The following is a 26030-nucleotide window of genomic DNA, read 5'->3' on the forward strand; positions in this document are numbered from 1 at the left end:
TTTCAGCCATCGTTAATCCGCGCGTTTTCGGGTATCATTTGCCGCCTTTTTCGACTAGCTTGGCTTTTCATGCGAATTGGCCCTTACGAACTTCCCAACCCAGTATTACTAGCGCCGATGGCGGGCATTACAGACGCGCCGTTTCGGCAAATCTGCAGCGAATTTGGAGCGGGGCTCACGGTGTCGGAAATGGTGATTTCAAATCGCAGCTTGCAGCACCACCCGCGCACCCTGAAAAAGCTCGATTACAACGGCGACATTAGCCTGCGCTCGGTGCAAATTTTGGGTACCGACCCTCGGCAAATGGCTGAAGCGGCCAAATTGAATCAGGACCGAGGCGCCCAAATAATCGACATTAACATGGGCTGCCCTGCAAAAAAAGTGTGCTCGGTGGCGGCGGGTTCAGCGCTAATGAAAAATGAGTCATTAGTAGCTAAAATTTTAGACGCGGTAATCAATGCCGTGGAAATCCCGGTAACCATCAAGATTCGTACGGGCTGGGACTTAGCCAATAGAAACGCGCCGACCATCGCCAAAATTGCTGAGAGCTGCGGCATTCAAGCGCTCACCATCCACGGGCGCAGCCGAGCCTGTAAATTTACCGGACATGCCGAGTACGACACCATCAAACAGGTCAAACAAAGTATCAGTATTCCGATTATCGCAAACGGCGATATCGATAGCCCCGCTAAAGCCAGTGAGGTATTGGCATATACGGGAGCCGACGCGGTGATGATAGGGCGAGCGGCGCAAGGCAAACCCTGGATATTTAACGACCTAGTCGCCCATCTCAGCAACACGACATATTCACCACTTAGCTTGACCGACATCAAAGCCGTTATCAACCGGCACCTGGAAAATTTATACAGTTTTTATGGCAACGACAGTGGTGTTAGAATCGCCCGCAAGCACATCGGCTGGTATTTCGATCATCTCGGCAATCTGCCTGCCGACCAAAAGACTGCAATTAACCAAGCCCAACACGCTGCGCGGCAACTCGCGCTCGTCAACGCCTCTTTCAATTTGCTGACACCACGAGCCGCCTAGATGGGAAAACATCTTACTCATAAAGTCACCGGCAGCGAGCAAACGCTGTCTGACCATGTCCGTCATTGCGTCGAAGACTATTTCGCCCACCTAAACGGGCACGATTCCAGCGGCTTATACCATTTGGTGTTAGCAGAAGTGGAAAGACCCTTATTGGAAACCACGCTGAAACACTGCGATTACAATCAAAGCAAAGCCGCGATTATCCTCGGTCTCAGCCGCAGCACCTTGCGCAAAAAGCTTGAACATTACGGCATAGGTTAATCTCCAACCCTTCTCTTTACCCTTTCTTGAGGTTTGCATGAATCCCACTTTGGGCATAAATAAAAAAGTGACCCGCGCCTTGGTCAGCGTTTCCGACAAAACCGGTATTCTAGAATTTTGCCGAGAACTCAGCCACCTGGGCATCGAGCTACTATCTACCGGCGGCACTGCCAAACTGCTGGCCGACAATAATATTGCCGTTACCGAAGTCTCCGACTACACCGGCTTCCCGGAAATGATGGACGGCCGCGTTAAAACCCTGCATCCCAAAGTTCACGGCGGCATTCTAGGTCGGCGCGGCATTGATGACGCAGTGATGGCTGAGAACGGCATCAAAGCCATCGATATGGTGGTGGTCAACCTGTATCCGTTCGAACAAACCGTGGCGAAACCCGATTGCGACCTGGAAACCGCAATAGAAAATATCGACATTGGCGGCCCAAGCATGATCCGGGGCGCAGCCAAGAACCATAATGACGTGGCTATCGTTGTCGATCCGGTCGATTACCCGAAAATTTTGGCCGAGTTACAAGCGAATGCCGGCGCCCTAAGCCACGACACCCGTTTTAAATTGGCGCTAAAGAGCTTTGAGCAAACCGCGCGTTACGACACGATGATTGCCGCTTACCTGAGCAAAGTCGTCGATAGCGGCGATTTCCCGGAAACCCTAAATCTGCAATTCCACCGCCTGCAGAGCATGCGTTACGGCGAAAACCCCCATCAAAACGCGGCTTTTTATGGTGAAAAAAATCCACCCGCCGGCAGCATAGCCGCTGCCAAGCAGTTACAAGGCAAGGAATTGTCTTACAACAATATTGCCGACTCCGATGCGGCATTGGAATGTGTGAAAGCATTTAACGACCAACCAGCCTGCGTGATCGTCAAACACGCCAATCCTTGCGGCGTCGCAGTAAGCGGTGACATTTTCGACGCCTACAATCTGGCGTACGCGACTGACCCTACCTCCGCATTTGGCGGCATTATCGCTTTCAACCGCGAATTGGACGAAAAGACTGCGGCGGAAATCGCAGGACGCCAGTTCGTCGAAGTGATCATCGCGCCGGCCATATCAGCGGGTGCGCAAGCGGCGTTGGCTAAAAAACAGAACGTCCGGGTGCTGGAAACCGGCTATTGGACAAATACCCATGAATCAGCTTTAGATTTTAAACGCATCACAGGCGGCTTATTAGTTCAGGACAAGGATACCGGCAAGATCAGCGCTGCCGATTTGAAAGTAGTCAGCAAACGCGCACCAACTGAACAAGAATTGGCGGACCTGTTATTCGTCTGGAAAGTCGCTAAATTCGTTAAATCCAATGCCATAGTTTACGGCAAAAACGGCCAGACCGTCGGCATTGGTGCCGGACAAATGAGTCGAGTTTATTCGGCAAAAATCGCCGGCATCAAGGCCGCCGACGAAGGTTTAACGGTACCCGGCTCGGTCATGGCCTCCGACGCTTTTTTTCCGTTCCGCGACGGCATCGACGCAGCGGCGGCGGCCAGCATAACCGCAGTTATTCATCCAGGCGGCTCGATGCGCGATGCAGAAGTGATTGCCGCCGCCGACGAACACAATATCGCGATGGTATTGACGGGCATGCGGCATTTCAGACATTAATACGGGACAAGCTAATATGAACATTTTGATCGTAGGTAGTGGCGGCCGAGAACACGCCTTGGCCTGGAAAGTCAGGCAATCCGCAAAAGCCGGCAACGTCTACGTTGCGCCGGGTAACGCTGGCACTGCCCTGGAACACGGCATAAACAATGTAGATATTCAGGCCGACGATATCGAAGGTTTATTGAGTTTCGCTCAAGCCCGAGACATAGAGCTCACCATCATTGGACCGGAGGTACCCTTAGTCAAAGGCATAGTCGACCGATTTTCCGCCGCAGGTTTGAAGTGCTTCGGGCCGACAGCTCAAGCCGCGCAGTTGGAAGGCTCCAAATCCTTCTGTAAGGATTTTATGATCCGCCACGGCATCCCCACAGCCGCGTACAACAGTTTTACAGAAGTTGAACCGGCAATCGCTTATATCCGCGAAAATGGCGCACCCATCGTTGTCAAAGCCGATGGTTTGGCAGCCGGTAAAGGCGTAGTCGTCGCCCAATCCGAACAAGAGGCAATTGCCGCGGTTCAAGACATGTTAGCCGGCAATACGTTTGGCACAGCCGGACACCGGGTGGTGATTGAAGAATTTTTGGATGGCGAAGAAGCCAGTTTTATCGTTATCGCCGACGGCTTGCATGCCTTAGCCATGGCCACCTCTCAAGATCACAAGGCCCGCGACAACGGCGATCAAGGCCCCAACACCGGCGGCATGGGGGCCTATTCTCCCGCACCTGTGGTTACGCCGGAGATTCACCAACGTGTCATGAATGAGGTAATTTTGCCCACGCTGCAAGGTATGCGTGAAGACGGTAACGAATATACCGGCTTTCTCTATGCCGGATTAATGATAGGCAAAAACGGTAGTATCAAAGTGTTGGAATACAATTGCCGCTTTGGCGATCCGGAAACCCAACCGATCATGATGCGTTTAAAAAGCGATTTGGTTGAACTTTGTCTGGCGGCCATAGGTAAAAATCTTGATCATACGACTACGGAGTGGGACGAACGCCCTTCATTGGGTGTCGTACTCGCAGCCGGCGGCTATCCCGACGACTACGCCAAAGGCCATCCAATCAGCGGATTACCGGGCAATATTGGTGACGATTTTAAAGTGTTTCATGCCGGCACCAAACAAGTTGCAGGCCAAGTAGTCACAGCTGGAGGCCGAGTATTATGCGCGTGCGCATTGGGCGACAGCATCGCTCAAGCCCAGGAAAAAGCCTACGAGCTATGCCGACAAATCAACTGGCAGGATGTGTATTTCCGAACAGACATCGGTTTTAAAGCTATTAAAGAAACCGCTTAACAAGTAAGTTTGAGAGATTTCAGAATAAGCGAGGACGATGTAATCCGGCCCGTAGACCGAATTACATCACTACAGGCAACTTAGGCGTCGCCTACACGCAGAACTTCAAGTTTGACTTTCGCCAAGCCTGCTTGGATAAAACCAAGCTCGCTGGCAGCCCTTTTGGACACATCAAGCAGCCGCTTATTGGCTTTATGAGCGCGGCTATTTATCCGCAACTCGACACTACGATTATTACTAAGATTAACGACACGCACCAAAGAACCAAACGGCAAGCTCGCGTGAGCCGCAGTTAATGCGTTTTTATCATAAAATTCACCGTTTGCTGTCCGCTGACCATGCATTTTGTCGCTGTAATACGATGCGACGCCGCTTTGTTCAAGGGAAAGAAAACCGTTCCTTTCTGTTTTCGCTAAACCTACAGAGCTAAAAGACGCTAGACTCGCTGAAAGCAATAATATTGCCGTCAATTTCGTTTTTCGCATCCTACCCTCCTTACGTTGAGTATTGACAGGAGGTTTGAGGTTATCCGAATAAAAACGCTTTGACAAGCTTTTTTCGTTAGCCTACAAATTTCATAATCTGTCAACAACTATTTTTCGCAAACCAAATTTATCTACTCTCTAAGAAACACAAGGCCTCGCGGGCAAACTCCAACGCATAGAACAACACTTAAAAAAAGAAAAAAACCTGCTTAGTCACAGCAACCTTGGAGATGTAATACAAACAAATCAATGCGCCACCAAAAGCCAACCATCGCGAACGTCCCGGTTGGCGAATCGCCACAATCCCCAAGCCAATGTAAACTATCAACATCAATAGCTTGGCTACAATCCAAGCAAATTCTGCTGATAACCAACCTCCTTGGAAAACCAAGGCAAATCCGGTCAACAAGACCAAACTCGCAATAACATGCGGACCAATTTTTAGCCATTTCTGCTCCAACAGGGCTGGCTTTAGCTCGGCAAGCACCACTCGCCCAATAAAGCTGACGACCAAAACTACCACGAAAAGAAGATGTATGTGTTTAAGCATGAGTACCCCAAATTTAGCTAAAGATTATTTTCGAGCCGCCTCCATTCGAACAACACAACGCCGTAAGAACAAACAGACTGCCAGATTCAAATTCCAATCCTATCATGCAACCTGCACGATGGCCGAAGTTAACCATACCTCCTTTCTCTTCATCACCCCGCAGAACACTCGACAAACGATAGGAATTTCCCGCAATATTTCTCGACTTGCCGCCGTAATGCAGGCTTCGGGCTACGGCATAAATGCATAGCAAACCACGCCGAAACAGATACGCAGCAACAGCATCGCATCAAAACCGGATACTTTTCAGCCAAAAGAAAAGCCCATAATAAGTTGATTTTATTAGAAAAACAAAACACCTATCAGTCAAAACGAATAATCGCAAAAATATTGTTTTGACACAAAACAGTTTTGAGTGTAAAAAATGCACCGTCGACCAACAATAATACTAATTTCGACATACAACTCGAGTTGCCCCGTTTAGGGCTAATTATTACAACAACAAGATGAGGATTATAAAAATGGCTGAACAAGAAAAAGACAATACCTTTACTGTAGTTGCTGTTGTTACTGCAATTGCTATTGCTGGCGTCGTTTTGCTGAAAGCGGATGAAACCAAACATCTCAAATACAGCGGCGAAACTTCTGCCCAAGCTGAAGCCCAAGTTTTGGCAAAGCATAAAGATTTTAATAACGACGTTTTAAGCCAAGCAAAATAATTTTTGCTTAGCAATTTAGGCGCCAGCTGAGAATTCAGCTGGCGCCTTTTTTGTGCCCGCAAGTTTCTCACTCCATTTCTGATAGTTCGCTTTTTCAAGAACCCACGCTAATGTAGAATTGGGCCTTTATACCAATTTTATTTAAGCTACAGATGGACGTTATCCAACGCATTGCCGAAGAACTTTCAGTTAAGCCGCAACAAGTCGCCGCCGCAGCCACCCTATTGGACGATGGCGCCACGGTGCCCTTCATAGCCCGCTATCGCAAAGAAGTAACCGGTGGCCTGGACGATACGCAATTGCGAAATCTTGAGGAAAGATTGATTTATTTGCGGGAACTTAACAGCCGCCGCGACTCAATTCTCGACACCATTCGCTCGCAAGGAAAGCTCACCCCGGAACTGGAACTAGCAATACTCGACGCCGACACCAAAACGCTTCTGGAAGACCTATACCTACCCTACAAGCCTAAACGCCGCACCAAAGCGCAAATTGCTCGCGAAGCCGGTCTTGAACCATTAGCCGACGCCATCCTGGATAATCGCGACCTAATCCCCGAACAAATCGCAGCTAGCTATATCGATGCTGAAAAAGGTATCGCGGATGTCGCGGCGGCCCTGGAGGGCGCCCGTCAGATCATCATGGAGCGTATTTCCGAAGATGCCGAACTACTTGCTGAATTACGCGAACGTGTTTGGAATAAGGGCATCCTGCACGCTAGCGTCGTGACCGGCAAGGAAGCAGAGGCAGCAAAATTCAAGGATTATTTCGACTATAGCGAAGCGATCAATAAGATTCCGTCTCACCGTGCCTTGGCCTTGTTCCGCGGTCGTAACGAGGATTTACTGTCCTTAACCCTGAAACCGGCGGAACTGGATCAAGAAGAACATCAGTTATGTTCACAATTCGTTAGTCAACGCCTGCAAATTAAAGACACAGAAAAACCCGCCGATGCCTGGTTGGCGGAAACCGCCCGCTTTGCCTGGAAAATCAAACTATTTACCCGTATCGATATGGATCTAAAGCTGAGACTGCGCGAAGCCGCCGAGCAAGAAGCCATTAGAGTGTTTGCCAGCAATTTGCGCGACTTGATGCTGGCGGCGCCAGCCGGTCCCAAAGCGACCATGGGCCTGGACCCCGGCATTCGCACAGGTGTCAAAGTTGCTGTGGTTGACGCAACGGGCAAGCTGTTGACCACAGAAACCATTTACCCTCATCAACCTAATAACCAGTGGGATCAATCGATAGCAGTTCTGGCTAAATTGATCAAGCAGCACCAAGTACAACTGGTGAGTATCGGTAACGGCACCGCTTCTCGGGAAACTGATCAATTGGTTGCAGACTTGATGAAGCAACATAAAGACCTTAATTTTCAAAAAATCACAGTTTCCGAAGCCGGCGCGTCGGTATATTCGGCATCGGAACTGGCTGCTAAGGAGTTTCCAGACCTCGACGTCTCATTACGCGGCGCAGTATCGATAGCCCGCCGGCTACAAGACCCACTGGCGGAACTGGTGAAAATCGATCCAAAGTCGATAGGCGTTGGTCAATATCAACATGATGTTAACCAAGTGCAATTGGCTCGTATGCTCGATACCGTGGTAGAGGATTGCGTGAACGCGGTCGGCGTAGACGTAAACACAGCTTCGGTAGCTTTGCTGAAACAAGTATCTGGACTTAGCAGCAGCATCAGCGAAAACATCGTTGCGTTTCGCGATGCGAATGGCCCGTTTGCGAACCGCAATCAGCTGAAAAAAGTGCCGCGCCTAGGCGATAAAGCGTTCGAACAAGCAGCCGGCTTTCTCAGAGTCATGAACGGCGACAACCCGCTAGACGCATCTGCCGTGCATCCAGAAGCCTACCCCGTGGTCAATGCAATCCTGGATGATACGGGCAAATCAATCCGCGACTTGATCGGCCAAAGCCAGTTTTTACGCGGCCTGAATCCGGCAAACTATGCCAACGCCAATTTTGGCGTTCCCACCGTTTCGGATATTTTGCAGGAACTGGAAAAACCAGGCCGCGACCCGCGTCCGGAGTTTAAAAGCGTACAATTCAAGGATGGCGTGGAGAAAATTACCGATCTTGAACCGGGCATGACGTTAGACGGCGTCGTGACCAACGTCGCCAATTTCGGTGCTTTTGTTGATATTGGCGTACATCAAGACGGTTTGGTGCATATTTCACACTTGGCGGATGACTTTGTTAAAGATCCGCGTAGCATCGTAAAAACCGGTGATATGGTAAAAGTGCGCGTACTGGAAGTCGATGTGGCACGGCAGCGTATTTCTCTCAGCATGCGAAAAAACCTGGATGCCGGTGAGATTATTCCAAAAGAAAAACCGCAAAAAACTGCTCATAAACCCAAACAACAACCCGCGCTACAGAACAGCATGAGCAGTGCATTTGCCAAGGCGCTGAAAAAGTAAACAGTCCAGGGCTCTGCTATACTTTCGAGCGATTGTCGGTCGAAGCGGTAAAGCCGACTCGACCAACAGATACTCACATCCGCTCTAATATACAGGATCAGTTATGAATCGAAACACTCGCACCCTGGCCACTGTTTTATCCGCAGCCATTCTATTGACGAGCTTGCCAACCCAGGCGGAAGAAGCCGAAACCTATGGCCAAACCTTCGGGCGAAAACTGACCACCGGCCTTGCCAACATCGCCACATCTTCCCTGGAAATACCGAAAAACATTATTTTAATCAACAATCAAAGCAATGTTATTTACGGCTTTATCGGCGGTACGTTTAAAGGGTTATTGAACATGGGTGGAAGAATCGGCGTCGGCGTGCTGGATTTAGTTTCCTCGCCAATCCCTACGCAGCCTATCGTTCATCCTTTATATGTGTGGGACAATTTCAACGCGGAAACCACCTACGGCAAAGCCTTCCGCCCCAGCAATTAATTACTTAATTTTGTGGTGGAGCGTTCACCTACTCCACCGTCAGATCAAGCAACCATCTTCAATTCGCTCATACCGTTGGCTTTTTTTACCAATTCAATCTGCGTTTTGATGCGCTTTTTTACCCCTTCGACGTGGGAAATTACACCGACCGTTTTCCCTTGAGTCTTCAAGCCTTCTAAGGCACTCATTGCCAGATACAGGGCTTCCGCATCTAAATTACCAAAGCCCTCATCCAGAAAAAGTGAATCGATCGCCTTACCGTTGTTGGCAATCTCAGCTAGCGCCAAAGCCAAAGCCAAACTGACCACAAAGCTCTCGCCACCAGACAAGGTTTTCGGCAATCGCCGTAGATTTTTTTGCTTGGTATCTTCAACCTCTAGCGCCAAACCATTATCACTGGCCAAACTGCGAATATAGTAACGTCCGCTTAGTTTTTCCAAAATCCGGTTGGCTTGCGACAACAAATTATCCACCAACAACTGTTGAATACGCCGCCGGAAACCACCCTGCTCGTCGTTAATCAACTTCATTTCCGCTTCGGCTTGTGCATGTATCACCCTTTGCTCAGCCAAAAGCGCCTGAAGGCTCTGATATTTTTCTTGATAAGCTGACTGTTTATCCAGCTTAGTTTCCAACGTAGCCACTTCTTGTTCGGCAATATCGATTTTCTGGGATAGCTGGCGTTGGATTGCCAAAAGATCGGCTTCGTTTAAATTGGCCGGCATAACCGCCAATTCATTTTGTAAATCGGCTGACAGTTTAGCCAGTTCTTCGCAGATTGCTGCCAATTGCGTATTTTGCTGTTCCAGCTTTTGCTCAATTTCCGCCCGCCTATCGATCAGCTCTAAAGCCGACCGTAAACTATCGACATCAGCAAAAACGCCACCCGCAATTTTATTAGCTAGAACTCGCCGCATTGCATCTAGTTCGAGTTGCTGGGTGGCTATTTGCCGCTCCAATTCGACGATGAGTTTTTGCTTCTCCAGGATAACTAAATGCAAACCCAGCGATTCTTCCGTTTGCAAGCTAGTCAAAGCGTCTGCCATCTGCTCCTGATAACTGGCTATTTTTGTCTGACTAGCGTGCAGTCTATCTTGCAAGCTAGCAACTTCCTCCAGCAAGCCCTTCTGACGTAACTCGCGGATTTGGTAATCCTGGCGCCGAGTATTGAGCTTATCGAAGACTATATTTTCTTTGCCTTTTCCTGGTAACTTCTCACCCAATAAAGCCAACTGCTTTTCCAGTTTATCAACAAGCGCCTTTTGCTCCGCCGTACGACTAGCGAAAAGCTGTTCGGATTCGATGTATTCCTGAGGCCGATTACGCCAAGTGGCATCAAGTTGCTCCACCGACGCCGTTAATTTTTCTACCAAAGCCTGCTTGGCTTCTAGCTCTGCCGTCCACTTAGCCACATTACGCTGTAACTGCGCGTGATCATTGACCAGGTTTTTGATTTTCTCCAACTCCTGGGCTTCTGTGTCCCACAAGCGTTTTTGCAAAGACAAATTATTGATGTCCAGCTCCGCACTGACGGCATTTAAACGGTTGCTCAAAACCAACCATTGCGAGCGCATTTGCTGCAATCTTTGCTGCCGAGCAGACAATTGAGTACCTTGCTTTTTTGCCACTGCCAACTGCCCGGAGACACTATCGATAGCCGCTTTTAAGGCCTGCATCTTGCCGCGCTGATCGACTAAGGCTTTTTTAGAGTTGGTTTGGATTGGCGGTTTAGAAACATAGGGATGATCTAAGGAGCCACATAAAAAACACGGTTTACCATCAACCAACTTGCCGCGATCACCGCTAAATTTTTTCAGCAATGCCTCATTCAGCACAGCTTGCTCCAAGGCTTTGCCGATATTTTCTTCACGGTCCATCTCGTCTCGCAGCGCATCCAGTCTAGCTTGCAAGCGGGTCTCATCGGGCAGTTCCGGCGCTTTATTACGAGAGAACCAACTAAAAAAACTTTTTTTGGTAAATTTGGCATTAACCGCAGCCAGCGAGTGCAGCTCCTGAAAATCATTGACCCGTGTTTGCTGCTCTACCAGTAACTCCTTCAACTCCTCGAAACTTTTACCTTGCGCCAACTCCAGTAGGGTTTTACGTGCAGCTTCAATACGCTCATTCAAATCGGCAACCGCCGTTTTAGTATCGCGCAAAGCAGTCTGGTTTTTTTTCAGCGCCGCTGTCGTGTTTTTAGTCCAATTGGCTTGAGTCTTCTGCTTACCGGCCAGTTCCGCCAGTTCCGTCCGGAGATTACGTAACTGCACCACGTCGGGAAAGTCAGACTGCAAACTAGCATCCACCTGATGAACTCGTAACCAGCCGTCTATTTCCGCAAGACTGGCCTTTCTTTCGTCCAATTGTTGTTGCAGCGTCTGCACCAGTTCGGCTTCACGCGGCAACTCAAGCTTGAGATCACCCACTTTCAATTTCAGCGCATCAATAGCCTGTTTTTGCTCCTCTACGCTTTTACCATTCAGGCTTGGGACGATTGCGTTACTGACGTCTTCGCCAAGTTGGCGCTGTAGCGCATTCAGCTCCTGACGATAAGCATCCAAGGTCGCCTGACTCTGGACAATCTGTCCCTGCTTACCATCCAATAAAATTACTTCTTCGCGAAACTGCGTCGCTTGCTGACAATCGGCAATTTTCTGTAAATCGTCTTGTAACAGCTTAATTTGCGCATCAACTTTCTTTGACTGTTCGAGAAGTTGTCTTTGGCGTCCTTCTAATGAATGAATGTTTTCTATTGTCAGTAGTTGCTGTTGCAACTGTTTTTGTTGGTTTTTTAACTCAGCAACTTGATCCTTGAAATCCTGTAAGTCTTGCTCACCAGCTTGCAAAGCTTCCGGACTGAGTAAAGGAATCAGATCAATATCCTGTTGTAGTTGCGTTAAACGACTGAGCGATGTATGAAAGTTACCTTCAGTCCGCTGCCGATACTCAACATAGATCTGGGTACCGCTGATTTTTTCCAGAATGTCCATGCGCTCGCTATCCAGCGCATTTAGAAAAGCCGCAAAGTCGCCCTGCGGCAAGACCATGGATTTGCTGAATTTATGAAAGTCCATGCCCGTCAACTCGGCAATTTTGGTCCGTACTGTATTTGGTGTCCTGGCGAGTAACTCCGAATCATCGTTTAACTTAGTCAAGCTCATTTCCGGCTGTAAAACCTGATCTTGATTTGCGTCAGCAGGCCGTTTTACCTGCCATGAGGAACGAAACCTCTCGCCGTCCAAAGCAAACTCAACCTGTGCATAACTGTCGTTTGCCTGCTTGGTGATTACATGTTCTGCAGGCTTGTCGAAACGAAAAGTTTCTCCGTATAGGCCGAGCGTGATGACATCAAGGATACTGGTCTTACCGGAGCCGTTGGGGCCAGTGATAGCAAACACACCGCTGTCGGCGATAGGTCCTTGGTCGAAATCAACTCGGCCTTCGCCTTCCAGAGAGTTGATGTTTTTGAACGAAATATTGAGTATCCGCATAATCCCAAGCCTTGAGGCTGTTTGTGGCATTTGCTTGACTTCGAACCGTGTCAAGCAAATCAGATTGAAAATCTATGCGGGTATTTTAGTGAATTTGACCTAGGGATGCTGAATAATATCGGAGGGCGAAATTATGGCTTTTGGAGTCTGAGCGATAGCTTTTTTATAAACAATCGCATCTCTTAGCTTTTGAAACTCCTTCGCATCAAAACCATTTGCCACACCCAGCAATTCAGCTTCACGGATTACATCCTCCGCCCTATCGTATTCGTTTAACTCGATAAACAAGTAGGCTTTTTCGGCACGGAAATACATTCTATTTGGATCCAGCGCAATAGCTCTATCCATTTCCTCAAATGTGCTTTCTGTTTGTCCCTGAGTGAAATAGACCTTTGCTTTGATAAGATGCATCATCGGTTTATCGGTGAAGTTTGGCTGCATCAACGCAGCGTCTGACCATTCCAAAACATTTGCTGCAATCGTTTTGCATTCATAATCCCCATTGATCAAACAAGTAGCAGCAGTCCGTATCGAATCCATGGTACGCAACGGATGAGACTTATCCGATATTCTATGCAGGACTTCCTTGTGCACCAAATCTCTCAACGTTTCCATATACTTAACATCAAGAACCAAGGGTTCATCGTATCGCACAGGTAACGCAGCGTATTTTTGATCTTTAGCTACACCTTGAAAATTTATCAATCTGTTGAGTTCCATAAACATCTCGATCAAGGTTGACACTTCAAAAACGTTTAGTTTGGAGGCTGTCAGATAATACTGATAGGTTTCTGCGTTGGGACCGCGTTTGAGTTCGACATTGTTGGCATAAGCGCTATTAGCCCGCACAGAGCCGGGATGATTACGCACCTCAAAGTAACTAAAACTGTCGATATTTGACCAGATTGCGGCACGGGTATGCGTAGCCAAAGCCAGGCTGCCAATGATACAGGCATACAATCCATTGAGTAGCCCACTGCTGATTTGCTTCGTTAGTACCTCGTACAACAAAGCCACTAGCGCTAAAACAATGCCGATGCTAGGCAGATAATTACGATGTTCGTATATCAATTCCAAAGGAAATATAGTGGACTCCATGGCATGTCCGACAAAAAACCAAAGAATCGCAAAATTCAAAAAACGAGTTTTTTTTTGACACGTATTGTAAGTCGCCACCACTATCAACAATGTTATACCAACAATCGACAACGCAGTATCAATCGGCTGAAATAAGGCCTTGCTCAAAACAAAATCATCGTGCGCCAGACTGAGCTGAGTATTATCCGGATAGAACAGCAATCCCAGATAGTAAAACAGTATTCTGGCTTCGGACATTAAGCGCTCTGCCAGCGTAAATTCGCGCGTCAAATAACCGCCCAGCACATATTCCGGATGGGTCAGCAAGTACGCCAAGCCGAACAATACCGGCAATATGACGGTGACAAGGTAATAGCTGTACACTTTAAGGCGGGACGCTATTGGGATCGGCGGTAACAAGGTTACTTCACTGACAAAAATCAATAGCGGCAAAAGCAATGCATTTTCCTTGGATAAAACCCCTAAGCCCGTGCCAAGCACACAGCCCAACACCATAAACGGAAGGCCAGCAGGCTTTTCTAGCTGCAACCTACCTTTTAAAAACACTAAAAATCCGCTCAGCATAAACATGCAGGCCATGCTGTTCATACGCTGGACGACATACAGCACAGAAGTCAGTTGTAACGGGTGTACCGCCCAAATTAGCGCGGAAAGGAAAGCTAGTTTTCTAACAGGAGAATTAGGTGAGGCAATCTTCAACAGTTGGCAACTTAGCACGAAAACCAGAAAGCTATTGATGACGTGGATGCCAATGTTGGTCAACTTGAATGGAACTGGATCAAATTGCTGTCCAGCGTAAAAATAATTTAACGCAAAACTTAGACTGGCTAAAGGGCGCTTGAAAGGTCCACTGGTATTCCCGCTCCATGCAGCAGCCAATTCTTTTGCGCTCAATCTCTGTAAAACAACGCCTTGGTTATCAATGATATTCGGATAGTCGTCAGCCAGAAAAGGACCTGATTTTCCGGCAAGGTATACACCTACTATCACTACCATTAACAATAGTAACAGCACACCAGAATTTACAGTTTTCGATCCGATGAATCTATTAACCTTAGCCATATTTTTTCCAATTTGAGCAATGCCATAAAAAAAGGGGCTTCGCAGCCCCTTTCATTAAGTTCAAAACGAATCAGTTAGGTTTTAGGGTGGTATTTAGGTTGCACGGAGTTTCCCACACCAGTATTTATAGTCCATCTCATGCCCGCACCACTTGTACATGCTCCATCGTACTCAAGAATATTGTCAGTCCCTGGGGTAACCGCTTGACCAATAGTTCTATAAGTAATTGTTACTGTTGCACTACTAGTAGAGCCTGATGTAAGGGCGACTGATTGAACATATTTCCCCCAAATGAGAGCAGCTGCCGGCAAATTAAAGTTACTACTCGTATTAGTACCTGAACCTAGGGTTTGCTCACTACAAGACACACCGGCAGCAGTAAATGCTGGCGAAGCTAAGCTTGGTCCTTCCGAGATTTTAGATTTAACGGTGTAATCCTGGTAAGCCGGGATCGCGATAGCTGCCAGGATACCGATGATGGCGACCACGATCATTAACTCGATCAAGGTAAAACCTTGTTGTACTTTTTGCATTTGCTTATTCATAACCACCTTCTTTTTTATGATGAACGGAACTTAAAACTCTCAGACTTATTAACAAATAGCATGCCAATTATCTTCCGAACAGAATAAAACAATAAAATTAAGCCTATTCCACATACATTTCAAAGCCTTACACAACGCCCTTACAAATAAACAAAGGCAATATTCCCGTAGCCACAACCTTATCAAAAAAGTAGTTTTTGTTCATAACTGACGTTTTTTGTCACCCCTATAAATCGCTAAATAATTCAGGGATGGTTGACTACAAACTCTTACCGACAAACCAAAGCTCCAGCATCATCAACATCCACACTAAATCGCCGTAGTAGGCCGCATGCACACTTTGATGCATCTCGATAGCATGATCCAAAAAATCCGGTTTAAAAAACTCGCGCCGCTTCAAATCATTTATTGCGCCATAAGCCAGCTGCTTAAGCGGCTGATGGTCCTTCAGCCAAACGCCGAAAGGCAACCCAAAGCCGTGCTTGGGCTTGTTGATAATTCGTTCCGGTAAAAAATCCGCCATCGCTTGCTTGTAAAACCAGCGCAGCTTTTGTCCTCGCAACTTGTCATTCGAAGGAATTCGGCAAGACAAGTCGAGAATGCGTCTATCCAACAAGGGGTAGCAGACTTCAACGCCTGCCATTTCGCACATTCTATTGACTTTGACCAAATCGTTATCGTGGAGCGTATTTTTCCAATCCAGATACAACATACGGTTCAAGGTACTAGCGGACTCCGGCCGCCAATAGTCTTCCCTAAACTGGCGTAAGGGCGCAGAAGTATCAATTTCCGCTAAAAAATCAGCTTGAAAAATGTCTGCCGCAGCATGCCTATGCAAAAAATTGTAATCCTGGAGGCGGTCTGGCATCGCTGCGTTCGCTTGATCGATATAACGTTTTGCCTTAAACGGTAGTTTCTGTTTGGCTATTACATCCGGCAAGTTATTTAATGTTGCTTCGAGGCCGGCGCTTAGGAATTTTGGCAGGCGATGATAACTCTCGAATAACATTTGCTTGGCATAACGCTCGTTACCCGCAAAAATCTCATCTCCACCGTCACCCGCAAGCAAACGGTCAACACCGTGATCCTTCGCCAACTTGGCGCAATAATACGCTGCTAACGCCGACGCATTGCCAAACGGCTCGTCATAGTAAGCCGCTATTGCCGGCACTGCATTAACGGTATCCTCGGGCGTGACGTAGTACTGGTGTTGCCGCGTGTTGAAACGTTGCACTGCAATATTGGCGTACTCGATTTCATCATAGCCGTCGGCGTCAAAACCCATCGAAAAGGTTTTCGCCTTGCCTGGAAATACCTTTGCCAAGGCCCCCGCCACACTGGAACTATCCAGCCCACCACTCAGAAACGCGCCGGTATTGTCTTCGGTATCGGCCATACTTCTAACCGCTTCGATCAACTGCTGCTGCAATTCCAGGCCGGCTTGCTGCAAATCGCAGGATTGCTCATGAAATACCGGTAGCCAGTAGCGTTTTAAGCTGATTCGCCCGTTGTGATAAACCAGGCATTGCCCGCCTTCCAGCTTTTTAACTTGCCGATAAATCGTTGTGGGGCTGGGGCAATGGTTGAGATAGATGTAATCAAATACCGCTTGCGGCGCAATGCCGTTACTGACCTGAGGATGGCGCACTACAAAATCGGCACTTGAACCGAATATTAGGCCACCGGCGATTTCTGCGTAATAGATGTTACTGAGACCAATCGGATCGGTAGCCAACATCAGCAGCTGCTGATTGGTATCGATAAGCAGCAAGGTATCAGCTTCCGGCAAACCGACTAAAAAATCGACACCGCGACTTAAATAGGCATCCCACAAACTCTGAGAGCGACCTGATCGCGAACCGGACTGCGGGACGAGCAAAAACACCCCATTACTGTCCGTCATATCGGTCGCAGCGGTTGAAAAAGCGAAGTTCTGACCATGCCGAACATTAAATATTGAATCTGCCGCCGTCATTTGCCCCAGCAAAGCGATAGATTCATCTTTCTGGAGACCGCTCCCCATCCATCCTGCAAATTTTGTCATAGTGATCGATATAGTTATGCCTTGACGTGACTAATCACATAACGGAACTTTCCTGAACGTTCCTTGGGAATGTAATCGGTGTATTCGATATTGATGGTAACGGCTTGTCCTAAACGTTTTTTAAATTCGTCGACGATTTTTTGTTCGTAAGCCGCTTGATATTTTAGAGTTTTCACAATTTGCACAGTGGTTTTATCCAAACTGTCTTGGGTAATTTTAAAGGAATCAACGCCTTCTAAATCTCGCAAGACATAAATCAATGCCAAGCCATGCAATACTGTTCCATCCTGAGCAACTACAAAATCGGTGGTTCGACCTTGAATCTCCTCCAGCACTGGTAATCCGCGCCCGCAGGCACAGACTTTATCCGACAATATTCCCATATCGCCGGTACGATACCGAATAAATGGAAAATCTCTGGTCGCCATATGCGTAACCACAATTTCACCGAGCTCTCCGTTAGGTAAAGGCTGGCCTTGTTTGTCTACAATCTCGACGACAATGTCCTCAGCGGTAATATGCATACTGCCTTCGGGACACTGATGCGCGATAAAACCGGCATCACGCCCGCCGTAACCATTCGCAACCGGACAAGCAAACACGTTTTCTATTTTTGTCCGCTGGTGATCATAAAGCCGTTCCGATGTCACGAACGCCACTTTAACCCCCAAATTATGCAATGCCACACCTCTCTTCTCAGCATGACTGGCAATGTGAGCCAACGCGGAAGGATAACCAAATAACATTTTCGGGCGAATCTGCTGAATTTGTCGAACAAAGCCGTCCAACTTTTCCGACGACATTTCGAACGCCGGAATCAAATGTGTACGCAACAATTTATCGCGCAACAGCCGAATTTTATCCTGCGCCCCTAGTTCGATTGGAGATCCCCAGATTACTGCTTCCGGATCGCCTATATCCACACCCCACCAACGGGTAGCCCGCCACTTTGCCGCGACATCATGGCTAACTCGGCGGCTACCGATGTAAAAAATCAATGGTTCTCCACTGGAACCGCCAGTGTTGAAACGTGCGAGTCTTTGGGCATCATCCGCTTTCATTTCATCAAGATGCTGCCTGATTTCCGGCTTACTTAACAACGGTAGCTCGGCTAATTTTTTCACACTATCAAGGTTCGCCGGATCAAACCCCAAGTTAGCGAACAACTGCCTGTAGTAAGGCACATGAATTTGTACGTCTTGCAGAAACGCGCGTAAATGTTGCAATTGCAACTGCCTAATCTCGTCGGGTTTTAGCCACTGACTGCGCTCCATGCCGCGCCTAACTTTGACGGTACTATGCTTTTTTAAGGCTTCGTGAAGCGGAAAGATTACCGTTGAACAAAAAGACGTATAAAAGCTCATGACCTCACCAGTTTTTTAAATTCCGCCAACAAAATATCCACCCGCTTATCCCAAGAGTTATCAACTGCATAATTTACAAGAGCTTGCCGGTCCCACTGCCGTTGCAAAGCATGATCAAGCGCCATTAACAATGCGTCAGCATCCCCAAACGGCACGATAGTACCCAATGTTTCATCAGCAACCACCTCGCGATTGCCGCCAACATCGGTGCTAATCACCGGCAAGCCGCAAGCCATAGCCTCCAAAAATACGTTGGCCCAGCCCTCGTTGGCAGTAGCCAGCACAAACAAATCGGCTGCCGATAATGGGCCGTGCAATTGTTCAGCGGGCAAAGCCCCAAGAAAACGCACATGTTGGCCAATATTCAGCGTTTCAACTTGTTGCTCCAAGCGACTGCGAATATCGCCTTCCGGACTAGCGCCTCCGACGATCAAGTATAGCAATCGCGGGTATTTTTCGATTAATGCCGGCAAAACTTCGATCACCCGGTGAAAGCCTTTTCTATCGACCAATCCGCCGACCGAAATCAGTACTTGGGCGTCTTCAGGAATTTGCCAATGCTGCCTTGCCTGTTTTTTATCAATAGGAAAAAATTTCGCGGTATCAATGCCGTTGCCCACCACCTGGATTTTCTGAGGGTCGGCGCCTAAATCCACTACGTGCCGCTTTAAAGAATCCGATACCGAAAATACTCGGGCGGCATCATTAAGAGCTTTTAATAATCGCTGGCGGCGACTGGGAATTTTAGACAACGGCACTTCTGTGCCACGTAAAGTGATGGTGACCGGCACCTCAAACCATTTGCCGAGTAACGTGGCCGCATAACCGTCAGGGTATGCGAAGTGCGCATCGATCACATTAAATACGAAGCTCTTTTTTAATTGACGACAAATCAAAAAACTACAGATTGCCATAAAAAAGCCGTCCCAAGAACGTCCGATTCCGGGTATCGATAAAAAGCGCGGGAAATAGACAGAAATACCGTCTTGATTTTCGTATTTATCCGGTTGCGGCCGGTAATTCGGTTTAAACCATTGAATCAGGCTTTGCAGTGGGAACCAAGGCACCGGGGAAATGACTACTAAAGAACAATGACCGGCCACTTTGGACATGCGCTCGCGAATAAAAACGCCAGCGTTAGGCCTGACACGACTGGGATACAAAGAACTGAAAACAATCAGCCTTGGCGAGTTATCGGCCATCGTTACCCGCCATTATCCTGCCGTAAACAGCCTGATAATGACTGACACTGCGCTGCCAATTACGCTCTTCTTCGACATAGCGCCTACCGGCTCGCCGCACATGCCCCCATTGATCTTGCTGATCGAGGACCGCCAACACCGTTTGCGCCAAAGCTGTCTTATCCCCAGCCTTGAAGAGATAGCCAGTTTCCCTATCTCGAATTAACTCATGATGCCCACCGACATCCGAAGCCACCAACAAGCGGCCTTGCGCCATGGCTTCCAGCGGTTTTAAAGGTGTCACCAAATCGGTTAAGCGCATCGCCAAGCGCGGATAAACAAAGATATCGACCAGATTATAATAGCGCTGCACTTGATTGTGAGCGACACGTCCGGGCAGTATCACCCAATCCTGCAAGCCCAGCGCCTCAATTTTCTGCAGGATTTGTTGCTGTTGCGGCCCACCGCCCACTAACAATAAACGCACATCAGGCTGCTGCTGGATAATGGCAGGCAATGCATCCAGCAATAGCAACAACCCCTCATAAGCATAAAAAGACCCGATAAAACCGAGCACAATTTTGCCGCTCAATCCCAGCTCTGCTTGCAAGTGTGGCTCGGCGGCCTCGCCGTAGGTAAATTTATCGATATCGACGGCGTTGGGAATCACGGTAATTTTTTCGGCTGCGACTCCTCGGCCGATAATATCGCGGCGCAGACCTTCGCAAATAGTCGTCACCGCATCGGCACGCTTAAAAACATGTGTTTCCAATGCCTTAGTCAATCGGTAACGTAAACTACCTTCATGGGTGGTGCCGTGATCGACGGCCGCATCTTCCCAAAATGCCCGGCATTCGTAGACCAACGGCAATCCGTATTTTTTTGCTACTTTTAAGGCCGCAAGCCCGTTCAACGCGGGCGAATGGGCGTGCAGAATGTCCGGTTTGATCTGCGGAATAATTTCGTCCAGCCGTTCCACCAACGATTGTACGATGGCCCATTGATTTAAAACTGGCAATTTCGCCGCTAAACCTTGTGGGATAACAGAACGATAAAAGGTCAGCCCGTCAACGGTTTCAATGGGAGCTTCCGCGACTTGATGTTTGGCGGATGTGACATGAAACGTCTCCCAACCCAGTTTGCGTTGTTGCTCGAGAATCGCACGAGTACGAAAGGTGTATCCGCTGTGCAACGGAATGGAGTGATCCAATATGTGTAATATCTTCATGTCAAGAACGGGTTAAGGAATGTTCCTCTTGGCAACTTGCCGGGTTCGACATGATTGCCATGATTTATGTGGTTTTAGTATTGTCAGCCAGTCGAAACCACGCCTTTCTGATTAAATGCGGCACTAGTATATGCAAGGGCATTTTTAACCAATGCGAGCGAAGAAACAACAGCGAACGAGCAAAGCCGGTCAGGCTATCCATGCAGCTAGAATGGTGTGGTTTTAGGGCTTGCGAGAAAAGATAGTCCATAACTCGGTTTTTTCCGCCTCCCGCGTAGATGGTAGAAGCCTCAATGACACTATCAGGAACCGGCGTTGCCAATATTTTGGTGGCATAACGGAGGGCGTAAAACAAGGGCTTACCCAATCCCAACATTTCCGCTCGATGATGCAGGTTTTCCCAAAAACGCGGATCGTTGCCACTAAATTCGCGTAGGAGCAAATCAATGTCGCTCAAATCGCGCAAACCATTTTCAAACTCTCCTCCCCAGAACAAATGGCTGGCACTATGGAGAACCATATCCTCGGGGGCCAAAACCCAATAATCGGTATCGGTTATCTTGACAGCGGCTTTTAGCAACAACTCGGCATCAGGGTATAAATTGCAGGTTTGTGGAAGTATATTGTGGTGAATATCCAGCGAAGTCCCACGCTTGATATGCCTAAGCGGCGGCAATTCATGCATCCACTGCTCGTAATAGCGCTGATCGTAATTATCCATCGGTTCAGGAAGCCATCCATGCCATTTCAACGCATCTTTGACCTGTTTCAACTGAGTCTTCGGCACCAGTATATCAATATCGCTGAATACGCGCCCCAAACCAGCATTCAATCCGGATGCCGAATAAGCGGTGCCTTTCAACAAAATTAACCGAATATTCAAAAGCTTAAAGACCTGCAACAGGTTATGCAGCTCCCAATTGACGATGCGCTTTTGAGACAACCAATAAGTCTCGGCTGAATCGAGGTGATATGCAAAATGCTGTGGCGGGCTGAATAGTAGAAATTTTTTCTGGAAAAATGCCAGTCTGGCCAATACTCCGGCGCTCCTTGCTTGCCTTAACAACAGCTCCCAATCGGAATTCGAGTCAATACTATCTTTCGCCTTGAGCATCAAGTATTCATTCAACAAATCAGGCATCATGCGACTCTCTAGCGTACATCATCCAATAATTGCACAAATAAATCAGACGCATGGTTAAAATCGCCATCGTAAATGAAATCATACGCCTGACAGCTGTTTACCAGACCCAACATGGTCTCAAAACCCTGCGCACCTAGTACACTGTAATTGAATGAAAGGTCCGCCAGCCGCATGAACGCCTCAGCCTTTGGCACCGCAGATAAACTCAAGGATGATTCTGCTCGATACTTCGGAAATACAACCAAGCATGGCAGGGCGGTTTGGTCAGCTTTTGACACCGATTCGGAGGGCGGCTTCATCAGACAAACCGATCCTTTCAAAGTATCGTGAACAACAGGACTGAATTGGCAAAATGGAAAAGTATCCCCTATCACCGATATAGATTCGTTTTTCAAACTAACTGGACGCGGTACCGGAACAACATACCCGGTTGCTCGATCCACCAAGGTTAATTCATCAGATAATAGTCGCCAACCGTTGTTGATTAATGCTGCGCACAATGTGCTCTTACCTGCCCCCGGCGCACCAGGTAAAATTAACGCTTTACCGTTTCGTTCCACCACGGCGGCGTGAATAATTAGAAACCGGTGTGAGTAGCCGGATATACACCAGTTCAACCCCCATTCAAAGAATGGAAATGCCTGCACATAAGGCAAAGGCTTGAAAGGAATAAATTGATCAAAGGCAAATAGCACCTGTTTGCGAAAGAAACGTCTTACGCCCGCAGGCTGAATTAAGCGGACATAAAAGTCGCAAAAAGTATCTGGGGGTAATATGGCATAGGCAGAGTAAAGCTCAATGATACCCTGCTGAACTGACGGTATAGCAGAATGAATTCTAATTGAGAAAGGGCCAATCCTGATAACAAACTGCCCAGACGCTATCAAAGATGAAGTGGAATTAGGTCCGCGCAAAATATTTATATATTTTCAACAACTTGAATGCTCTGCAACACGCCTAATATGCTCGCTAAAGATTGCTGATCAACTCTCTGCAGCCCCGCATCAATAGCCATACCTAGCAAGGTTGATTCACTAATCGGTGCTTGAGAATGCATAATTGTCAATAATATTAAGCTCGCCTCCTCATCTAAACGATGAGTTTCTCCACTACCGTGATGAAAAACTATGGCCTGCTTATCAAGCAATGCTATCTGAACAGGAAAACTTGAGGAAAGAGTCCAAGCCACAAATTAAAGAGGAACCAGACTTCTAAGTAACTCCTTAGCCGCTTCAGAATTAGAAACTAACAAACTCCCGTCATAAAAAGTGTTTGCTGAATTAATTCCCAGAAGGTAAAGTTTTTTGATGTCTTCGGCGCTAACATCGGGTATTAACCCTAAAATAGCGTTGAGATAATCAACACTAGCGGCTCCGCGGATGTCCACACTAGGACTATAAAGCAATGTTTCAAAAAACGTGGTTGTAGCCGACGCAGAACCAAATACGGATGAAAAAGTAGTTGCACCATACGTTTCTGTGGTCTTTCCTGAGCTATCTACATTGGTGCTTGTCTTAGGAAAGTTACTGACTATCAGTTGACACATCTTAATTTGGGCAGATGTTGAAGCGTTTACCCAACTATTAGATTTGTAATACTTGTAAGTATAGTTTGTGGTGTTTTTCGGCCACGATTTACTCACCAAAAAAGGATTGATTCTCGCGGTGATCCAGTCGTTGATATTCGGACGGGTGCCAGATTGGGTATTTACGTCAACGGTGTCGACATTACCACTCCAGGCCAATGCTGTATGTCCAGCCCTACAAACCGACATATCCTCGGAATGACTCGACACATTGCCTGATTGCACTCCTGAGATAGTACACTGATACACACTGCCTAAGGCGGTCTTGCTTGTGAGGGTCATTAAAACCGGCGTTATCACACCGGCTTTCGTGAAAGATCTTCTGGATTTATCAAGTGATCTACCAACGTGCTGGGATTCTTCTGCAGTACGTTTCTGTTCATCTATTCTGTTCATCTGGAACCCTCTTAAATTAAACTTTGAATTGGTTCGCACTCTAGCAAAATACCTTGTATCTGTCTATTGCACACAGGTACAGATCCAGAATTTGAAAGTCGATCATTTAACTATTTCGAAGAAACGCTTCAAACATCAGCAATGACCAAATCGACGCGCTGTAATCGCGCAGCCCGGACTGATGCTGAGTAACCAACTGATGCAAATAAGCGTCATCGAACCACCCAGTGCTTTTCAGAGTTTCCCCCAGCAAGGCCTGCTGAACACGCAGCTTTAACGGCCCTCTAAACCAACTACTCAATGGCACTGCAAACCCCATTTTGGGCCGGTAAAGAATATCACTGGGCAAATAAGGTTCCAACGCTTTCTTAAAAAGATATTTACCTTCTCGCCCATGCAGTTTTAAATTAGGTGGCAAGGTTGCCATCCATTCCACTAACTTGTGATCTAGCAACGGCACCCGGACCTCCAAGGCATGGGCCATACTAGCCCGATCAACCTTAGTCAGAATATCTCCAGCCAAATAAGTTTTTAAATCCAAATATTGCACCATCGACAAGGGATGATCAGGGGCTTGCTGACTATACCGACGGAATACTTCAATAGCTTGATAACCCTGCAACTCGCTCTTTAGACTATCGCTAAATAATTGGCTGCGCATGCCGTTGGAGAGTACCGAGACACTGTGAAAATAACCTGCCATCGAATCTCTACCAATAGACTCGAATGTTGTTTTTGCCCGTAAAACCTTGGGCGCCCAATCCAGCTTTGGATATACCTTGCCCAAAGCAGAGAACAAAGGCATCCGCAACGCATCAGGCAATAATGCCCTCGTCCTCTCTTCATAGGTATGCCAGCGATAGCGCCTGTAGCCAGCCAGATTCTCGTCGCCGCCGTCGCCAGATAACACCACGGTCACCTGCTTCTTGGCCAACTCGCAAACCCGGTAAGTAGGTAAGGCAGAGCTGTCGGCATAGGGCTCGTCATATAAACCGGACAACTGATCAATCAAACTAAAGTCTTCGGGATCGACTTGTTCGACTCTATGTGCAGTGTGATAGCGGTCCGCAACCTGAGCGGCGAATTGCGCTTCGTTAAATTTAGGATCGCCGAAGGAAATCGAACAAGTATTGACCGGTTCTTTGGATAGTCCTGCCATCAATGCCACGACACCACTGGAATCGACGCCGCCAGACAGAAATGCCCCCAATGGCACGTCAGCGACCATTCTAATTTTCACAGCCTCGCGCAAGCGCTCGATTAACTCTTCACCGGCTTCTACTGCGTTGCCCGCAGAGGCCGTCTGAAATTTAACATCCCAATATTGTTTAGGCCGAAAGCCGTTCTGTCCTCGTTTAATCGTTAAACAATATCCAGGCTCAAGCTTGTAAACACCTTTATATATGGTTTTTGGATCGGGAATATAGCCAAAGCCGAAATAGTCCTCTACCGCAGTAGGGTCAACATTTTTAGGCAGTAAAGGGTGTTGTTTTAATGCTTTCAGTTCGGAACCGAAAATGAACTGACCGTTACTTAATTCAGCATAAAACAGCGGTTTTACGCCGAGACGATCTCTAGCCAAAAATAAGGTCTGCCGCGGCCTATCCCAAATCCCAAATGCAAACATGCCGCGCAAGCGTTCCACGCACAACTCACCCCAAGCCTGCCAAGCATAGAGAATGACTTCTGTATCGCAATGCGTCCTGAAACTAAAGCCCAATGCCTCCAATTCTTCTCGCAATTCCGGAAAATTGTAGACCTCGCCGTTATAAGTCAACACCACATTGCCATCCTGACTATGCATGGGTTGTTGACCGCTGGACAAGTCAATAATGGACAGTCTGCGGTGTCCAAAACCCAAACCGGGCTCGGTATGCAAACCGCCTTCGTCTGGTCCCCGGTGGAACTGCGATTCGTTCATCCGCGACAACAAATTGCGGTCTATTTCACTAGCACCTGTAATATCGAAAATACCGACTATGCCGCACATATGAGT

General features: G+C 47.6%; 21 protein-coding genes. 7 read left to right on the forward strand and 14 right to left on the reverse strand.

Annotated features, from left to right (window positions below):
• Positions 1-69: 69 nt before the first annotated feature.
• From dusB to purD, 4 genes are read left to right on the forward strand one after another with little or no spacing between them, the layout of a single operon-like run.
• Positions 70-1047 (forward strand): tRNA dihydrouridine synthase DusB, encoded by a 978-nt coding sequence (gene dusB, locus ACMXD4_RS17450; protein ID WP_415878907.1) that lies wholly within the window; start codon positions 70-72, stop codon positions 1045-1047.
• Positions 1048-1311 carry a helix-turn-helix domain-containing protein gene (locus ACMXD4_RS17455; protein WP_020485063.1) on the forward strand — a complete coding sequence of 88 codons (264 nt, stop codon included), beginning with the start codon at positions 1048-1050 and terminating at the stop codon, positions 1309-1311. It begins immediately after the preceding gene.
• Positions 1312-1348: 37 nt separating this feature from the next.
• Positions 1349-2929, forward strand: a complete 1581-nt coding sequence (gene purH / locus ACMXD4_RS17460; RefSeq protein WP_415878908.1) for a bifunctional phosphoribosylaminoimidazolecarboxamide formyltransferase/IMP cyclohydrolase — start codon at positions 1349-1351, stop codon at positions 2927-2929.
• A 16-nt stretch (positions 2930-2945) separates the two neighbouring features.
• A complete protein-coding gene (gene purD, locus ACMXD4_RS17465; RefSeq protein ID WP_415878909.1) occupies positions 2946-4229 on the forward strand; it encodes a phosphoribosylamine--glycine ligase in 1284 nt (427 codons plus the stop codon).
• An 80-nt stretch (positions 4230-4309) separates the two neighbouring features.
• Here purD and ACMXD4_RS17470 read toward each other — a convergent pair whose 3' ends face one another.
• Both ACMXD4_RS17470 and ACMXD4_RS17475 read right to left on the reverse strand, forming a co-directional pair.
• Entirely contained in the window at positions 4310-4714 is a 405-nt protein-coding gene (locus ACMXD4_RS17470; protein WP_064010231.1) for a septal ring lytic transglycosylase RlpA family protein, read from the reverse strand.
• A gap of 187 nt (positions 4715-4901) precedes the next feature.
• The gene (locus tag ACMXD4_RS17475; RefSeq protein WP_415878910.1) at positions 4902-5264 is read right to left on the reverse strand and encodes a SirB2 family protein; all 363 of its coding nucleotides are present in this window, start codon (positions 5262-5264) and stop codon (positions 4902-4904) included.
• 521 nt (positions 5265-5785) lie between these two features.
• Here ACMXD4_RS17475 and ACMXD4_RS17480 point away from each other — a divergent pair.
• From ACMXD4_RS17480 to ACMXD4_RS17490, 3 genes are all read left to right on the forward strand, one after another.
• Complete coding sequence (locus tag ACMXD4_RS17480) at positions 5786-5983, forward strand: hypothetical protein (protein ID WP_033155670.1); 198 nt, start codon at positions 5786-5788, stop codon at positions 5981-5983.
• A gap of 152 nt (positions 5984-6135) precedes the next feature.
• On the forward strand, positions 6136-8412 hold the full coding sequence (locus ACMXD4_RS17485) for a Tex family protein (protein ID WP_415878911.1): 2277 nt from the start codon (positions 6136-6138) through the stop codon (positions 8410-8412).
• Positions 8413-8515: 103 nt separating this feature from the next.
• A complete protein-coding gene (locus ACMXD4_RS17490; RefSeq protein ID WP_171694520.1) occupies positions 8516-8896 on the forward strand; it encodes an exosortase system-associated protein, TIGR04073 family in 381 nt (126 codons plus the stop codon).
• A gap of 44 nt (positions 8897-8940) precedes the next feature.
• Here ACMXD4_RS17490 and ACMXD4_RS17495 read toward each other — a convergent pair whose 3' ends face one another.
• The 12 genes from ACMXD4_RS17495 to ACMXD4_RS17550 form a co-directional block, all read right to left on the reverse strand.
• Positions 8941-12387 carry an SbcC/MukB-like Walker B domain-containing protein gene (locus ACMXD4_RS17495; protein WP_415878912.1) on the reverse strand — a complete coding sequence of 1149 codons (3447 nt, stop codon included), beginning with the start codon at positions 12385-12387 and terminating at the stop codon, positions 8941-8943.
• 99 nt (positions 12388-12486) lie between these two features.
• Entirely contained in the window at positions 12487-14547 is a 2061-nt protein-coding gene (locus ACMXD4_RS17500) for a tetratricopeptide repeat protein (RefSeq protein ID WP_415878913.1), read from the reverse strand.
• Positions 14548-14621: 74 nt separating this feature from the next.
• Positions 14622-15092, reverse strand: coding sequence for a pilin (locus tag ACMXD4_RS17505; RefSeq protein ID WP_415878914.1), 471 nt, complete (start codon positions 15090-15092; stop codon positions 14622-14624).
• Between the two features lie 259 nt (positions 15093-15351).
• Positions 15352-17136 carry an asparagine synthetase B family protein gene (locus ACMXD4_RS17510; RefSeq protein ID WP_415878915.1) on the reverse strand — a complete coding sequence of 595 codons (1785 nt, stop codon included), beginning with the start codon at positions 17134-17136 and terminating at the stop codon, positions 15352-15354.
• A gap of 14 nt (positions 17137-17150) precedes the next feature.
• A complete protein-coding gene (locus ACMXD4_RS17515) occupies positions 17151-18500 on the reverse strand; it encodes a phenylacetate--CoA ligase family protein (protein ID WP_415878916.1) in 1350 nt (449 codons plus the stop codon).
• On the reverse strand, positions 18497-19612 hold the full coding sequence (locus tag ACMXD4_RS17520; protein WP_415878917.1) for a glycosyltransferase: 1116 nt from the start codon (positions 19610-19612) through the stop codon (positions 18497-18499). Before ACMXD4_RS17520 ends, ACMXD4_RS17515 begins: the two co-directional genes overlap by 4 nt.
• 79 nt (positions 19613-19691) lie before the next feature.
• The gene (locus ACMXD4_RS17525; protein WP_415878918.1) at positions 19692-20909 is read right to left on the reverse strand and encodes a TIGR04063 family PEP-CTERM/XrtA system glycosyltransferase; all 1218 of its coding nucleotides are present in this window, start codon (positions 20907-20909) and stop codon (positions 19692-19694) included.
• A 64-nt stretch (positions 20910-20973) separates the two neighbouring features.
• Positions 20974-22053 carry a nucleotidyltransferase family protein gene (locus tag ACMXD4_RS17530; RefSeq protein WP_415878919.1) on the reverse strand — a complete coding sequence of 360 codons (1080 nt, stop codon included), beginning with the start codon at positions 22051-22053 and terminating at the stop codon, positions 20974-20976.
• A gap of 8 nt (positions 22054-22061) precedes the next feature.
• Positions 22062-22967, reverse strand: coding sequence for an HprK-related kinase A (locus ACMXD4_RS17535; protein WP_415878920.1), 906 nt, complete (start codon positions 22965-22967; stop codon positions 22062-22064).
• Between the two features lie 5 nt (positions 22968-22972).
• Entirely contained in the window at positions 22973-23242 is a 270-nt protein-coding gene (locus ACMXD4_RS17540) for a hypothetical protein (RefSeq protein WP_415878921.1), read from the reverse strand.
• A gap of 3 nt (positions 23243-23245) precedes the next feature.
• A complete protein-coding gene (locus ACMXD4_RS17545; RefSeq protein ID WP_415878922.1) occupies positions 23246-24034 on the reverse strand; it encodes a hypothetical protein in 789 nt (262 codons plus the stop codon).
• A gap of 106 nt (positions 24035-24140) precedes the next feature.
• The gene (locus tag ACMXD4_RS17550; protein ID WP_415878923.1) at positions 24141-26024 is read right to left on the reverse strand and encodes an XrtA/PEP-CTERM system amidotransferase; all 1884 of its coding nucleotides are present in this window, start codon (positions 26022-26024) and stop codon (positions 24141-24143) included.
• Positions 26025-26030 lie beyond the last annotated feature (6 nt).

It is taken from the genome of Methylomonas sp. TEB (genome assembly GCF_047777895.1).
Classification (GTDB): domain Bacteria; phylum Pseudomonadota; class Gammaproteobacteria; order Methylococcales; family Methylomonadaceae; genus Methylomonas.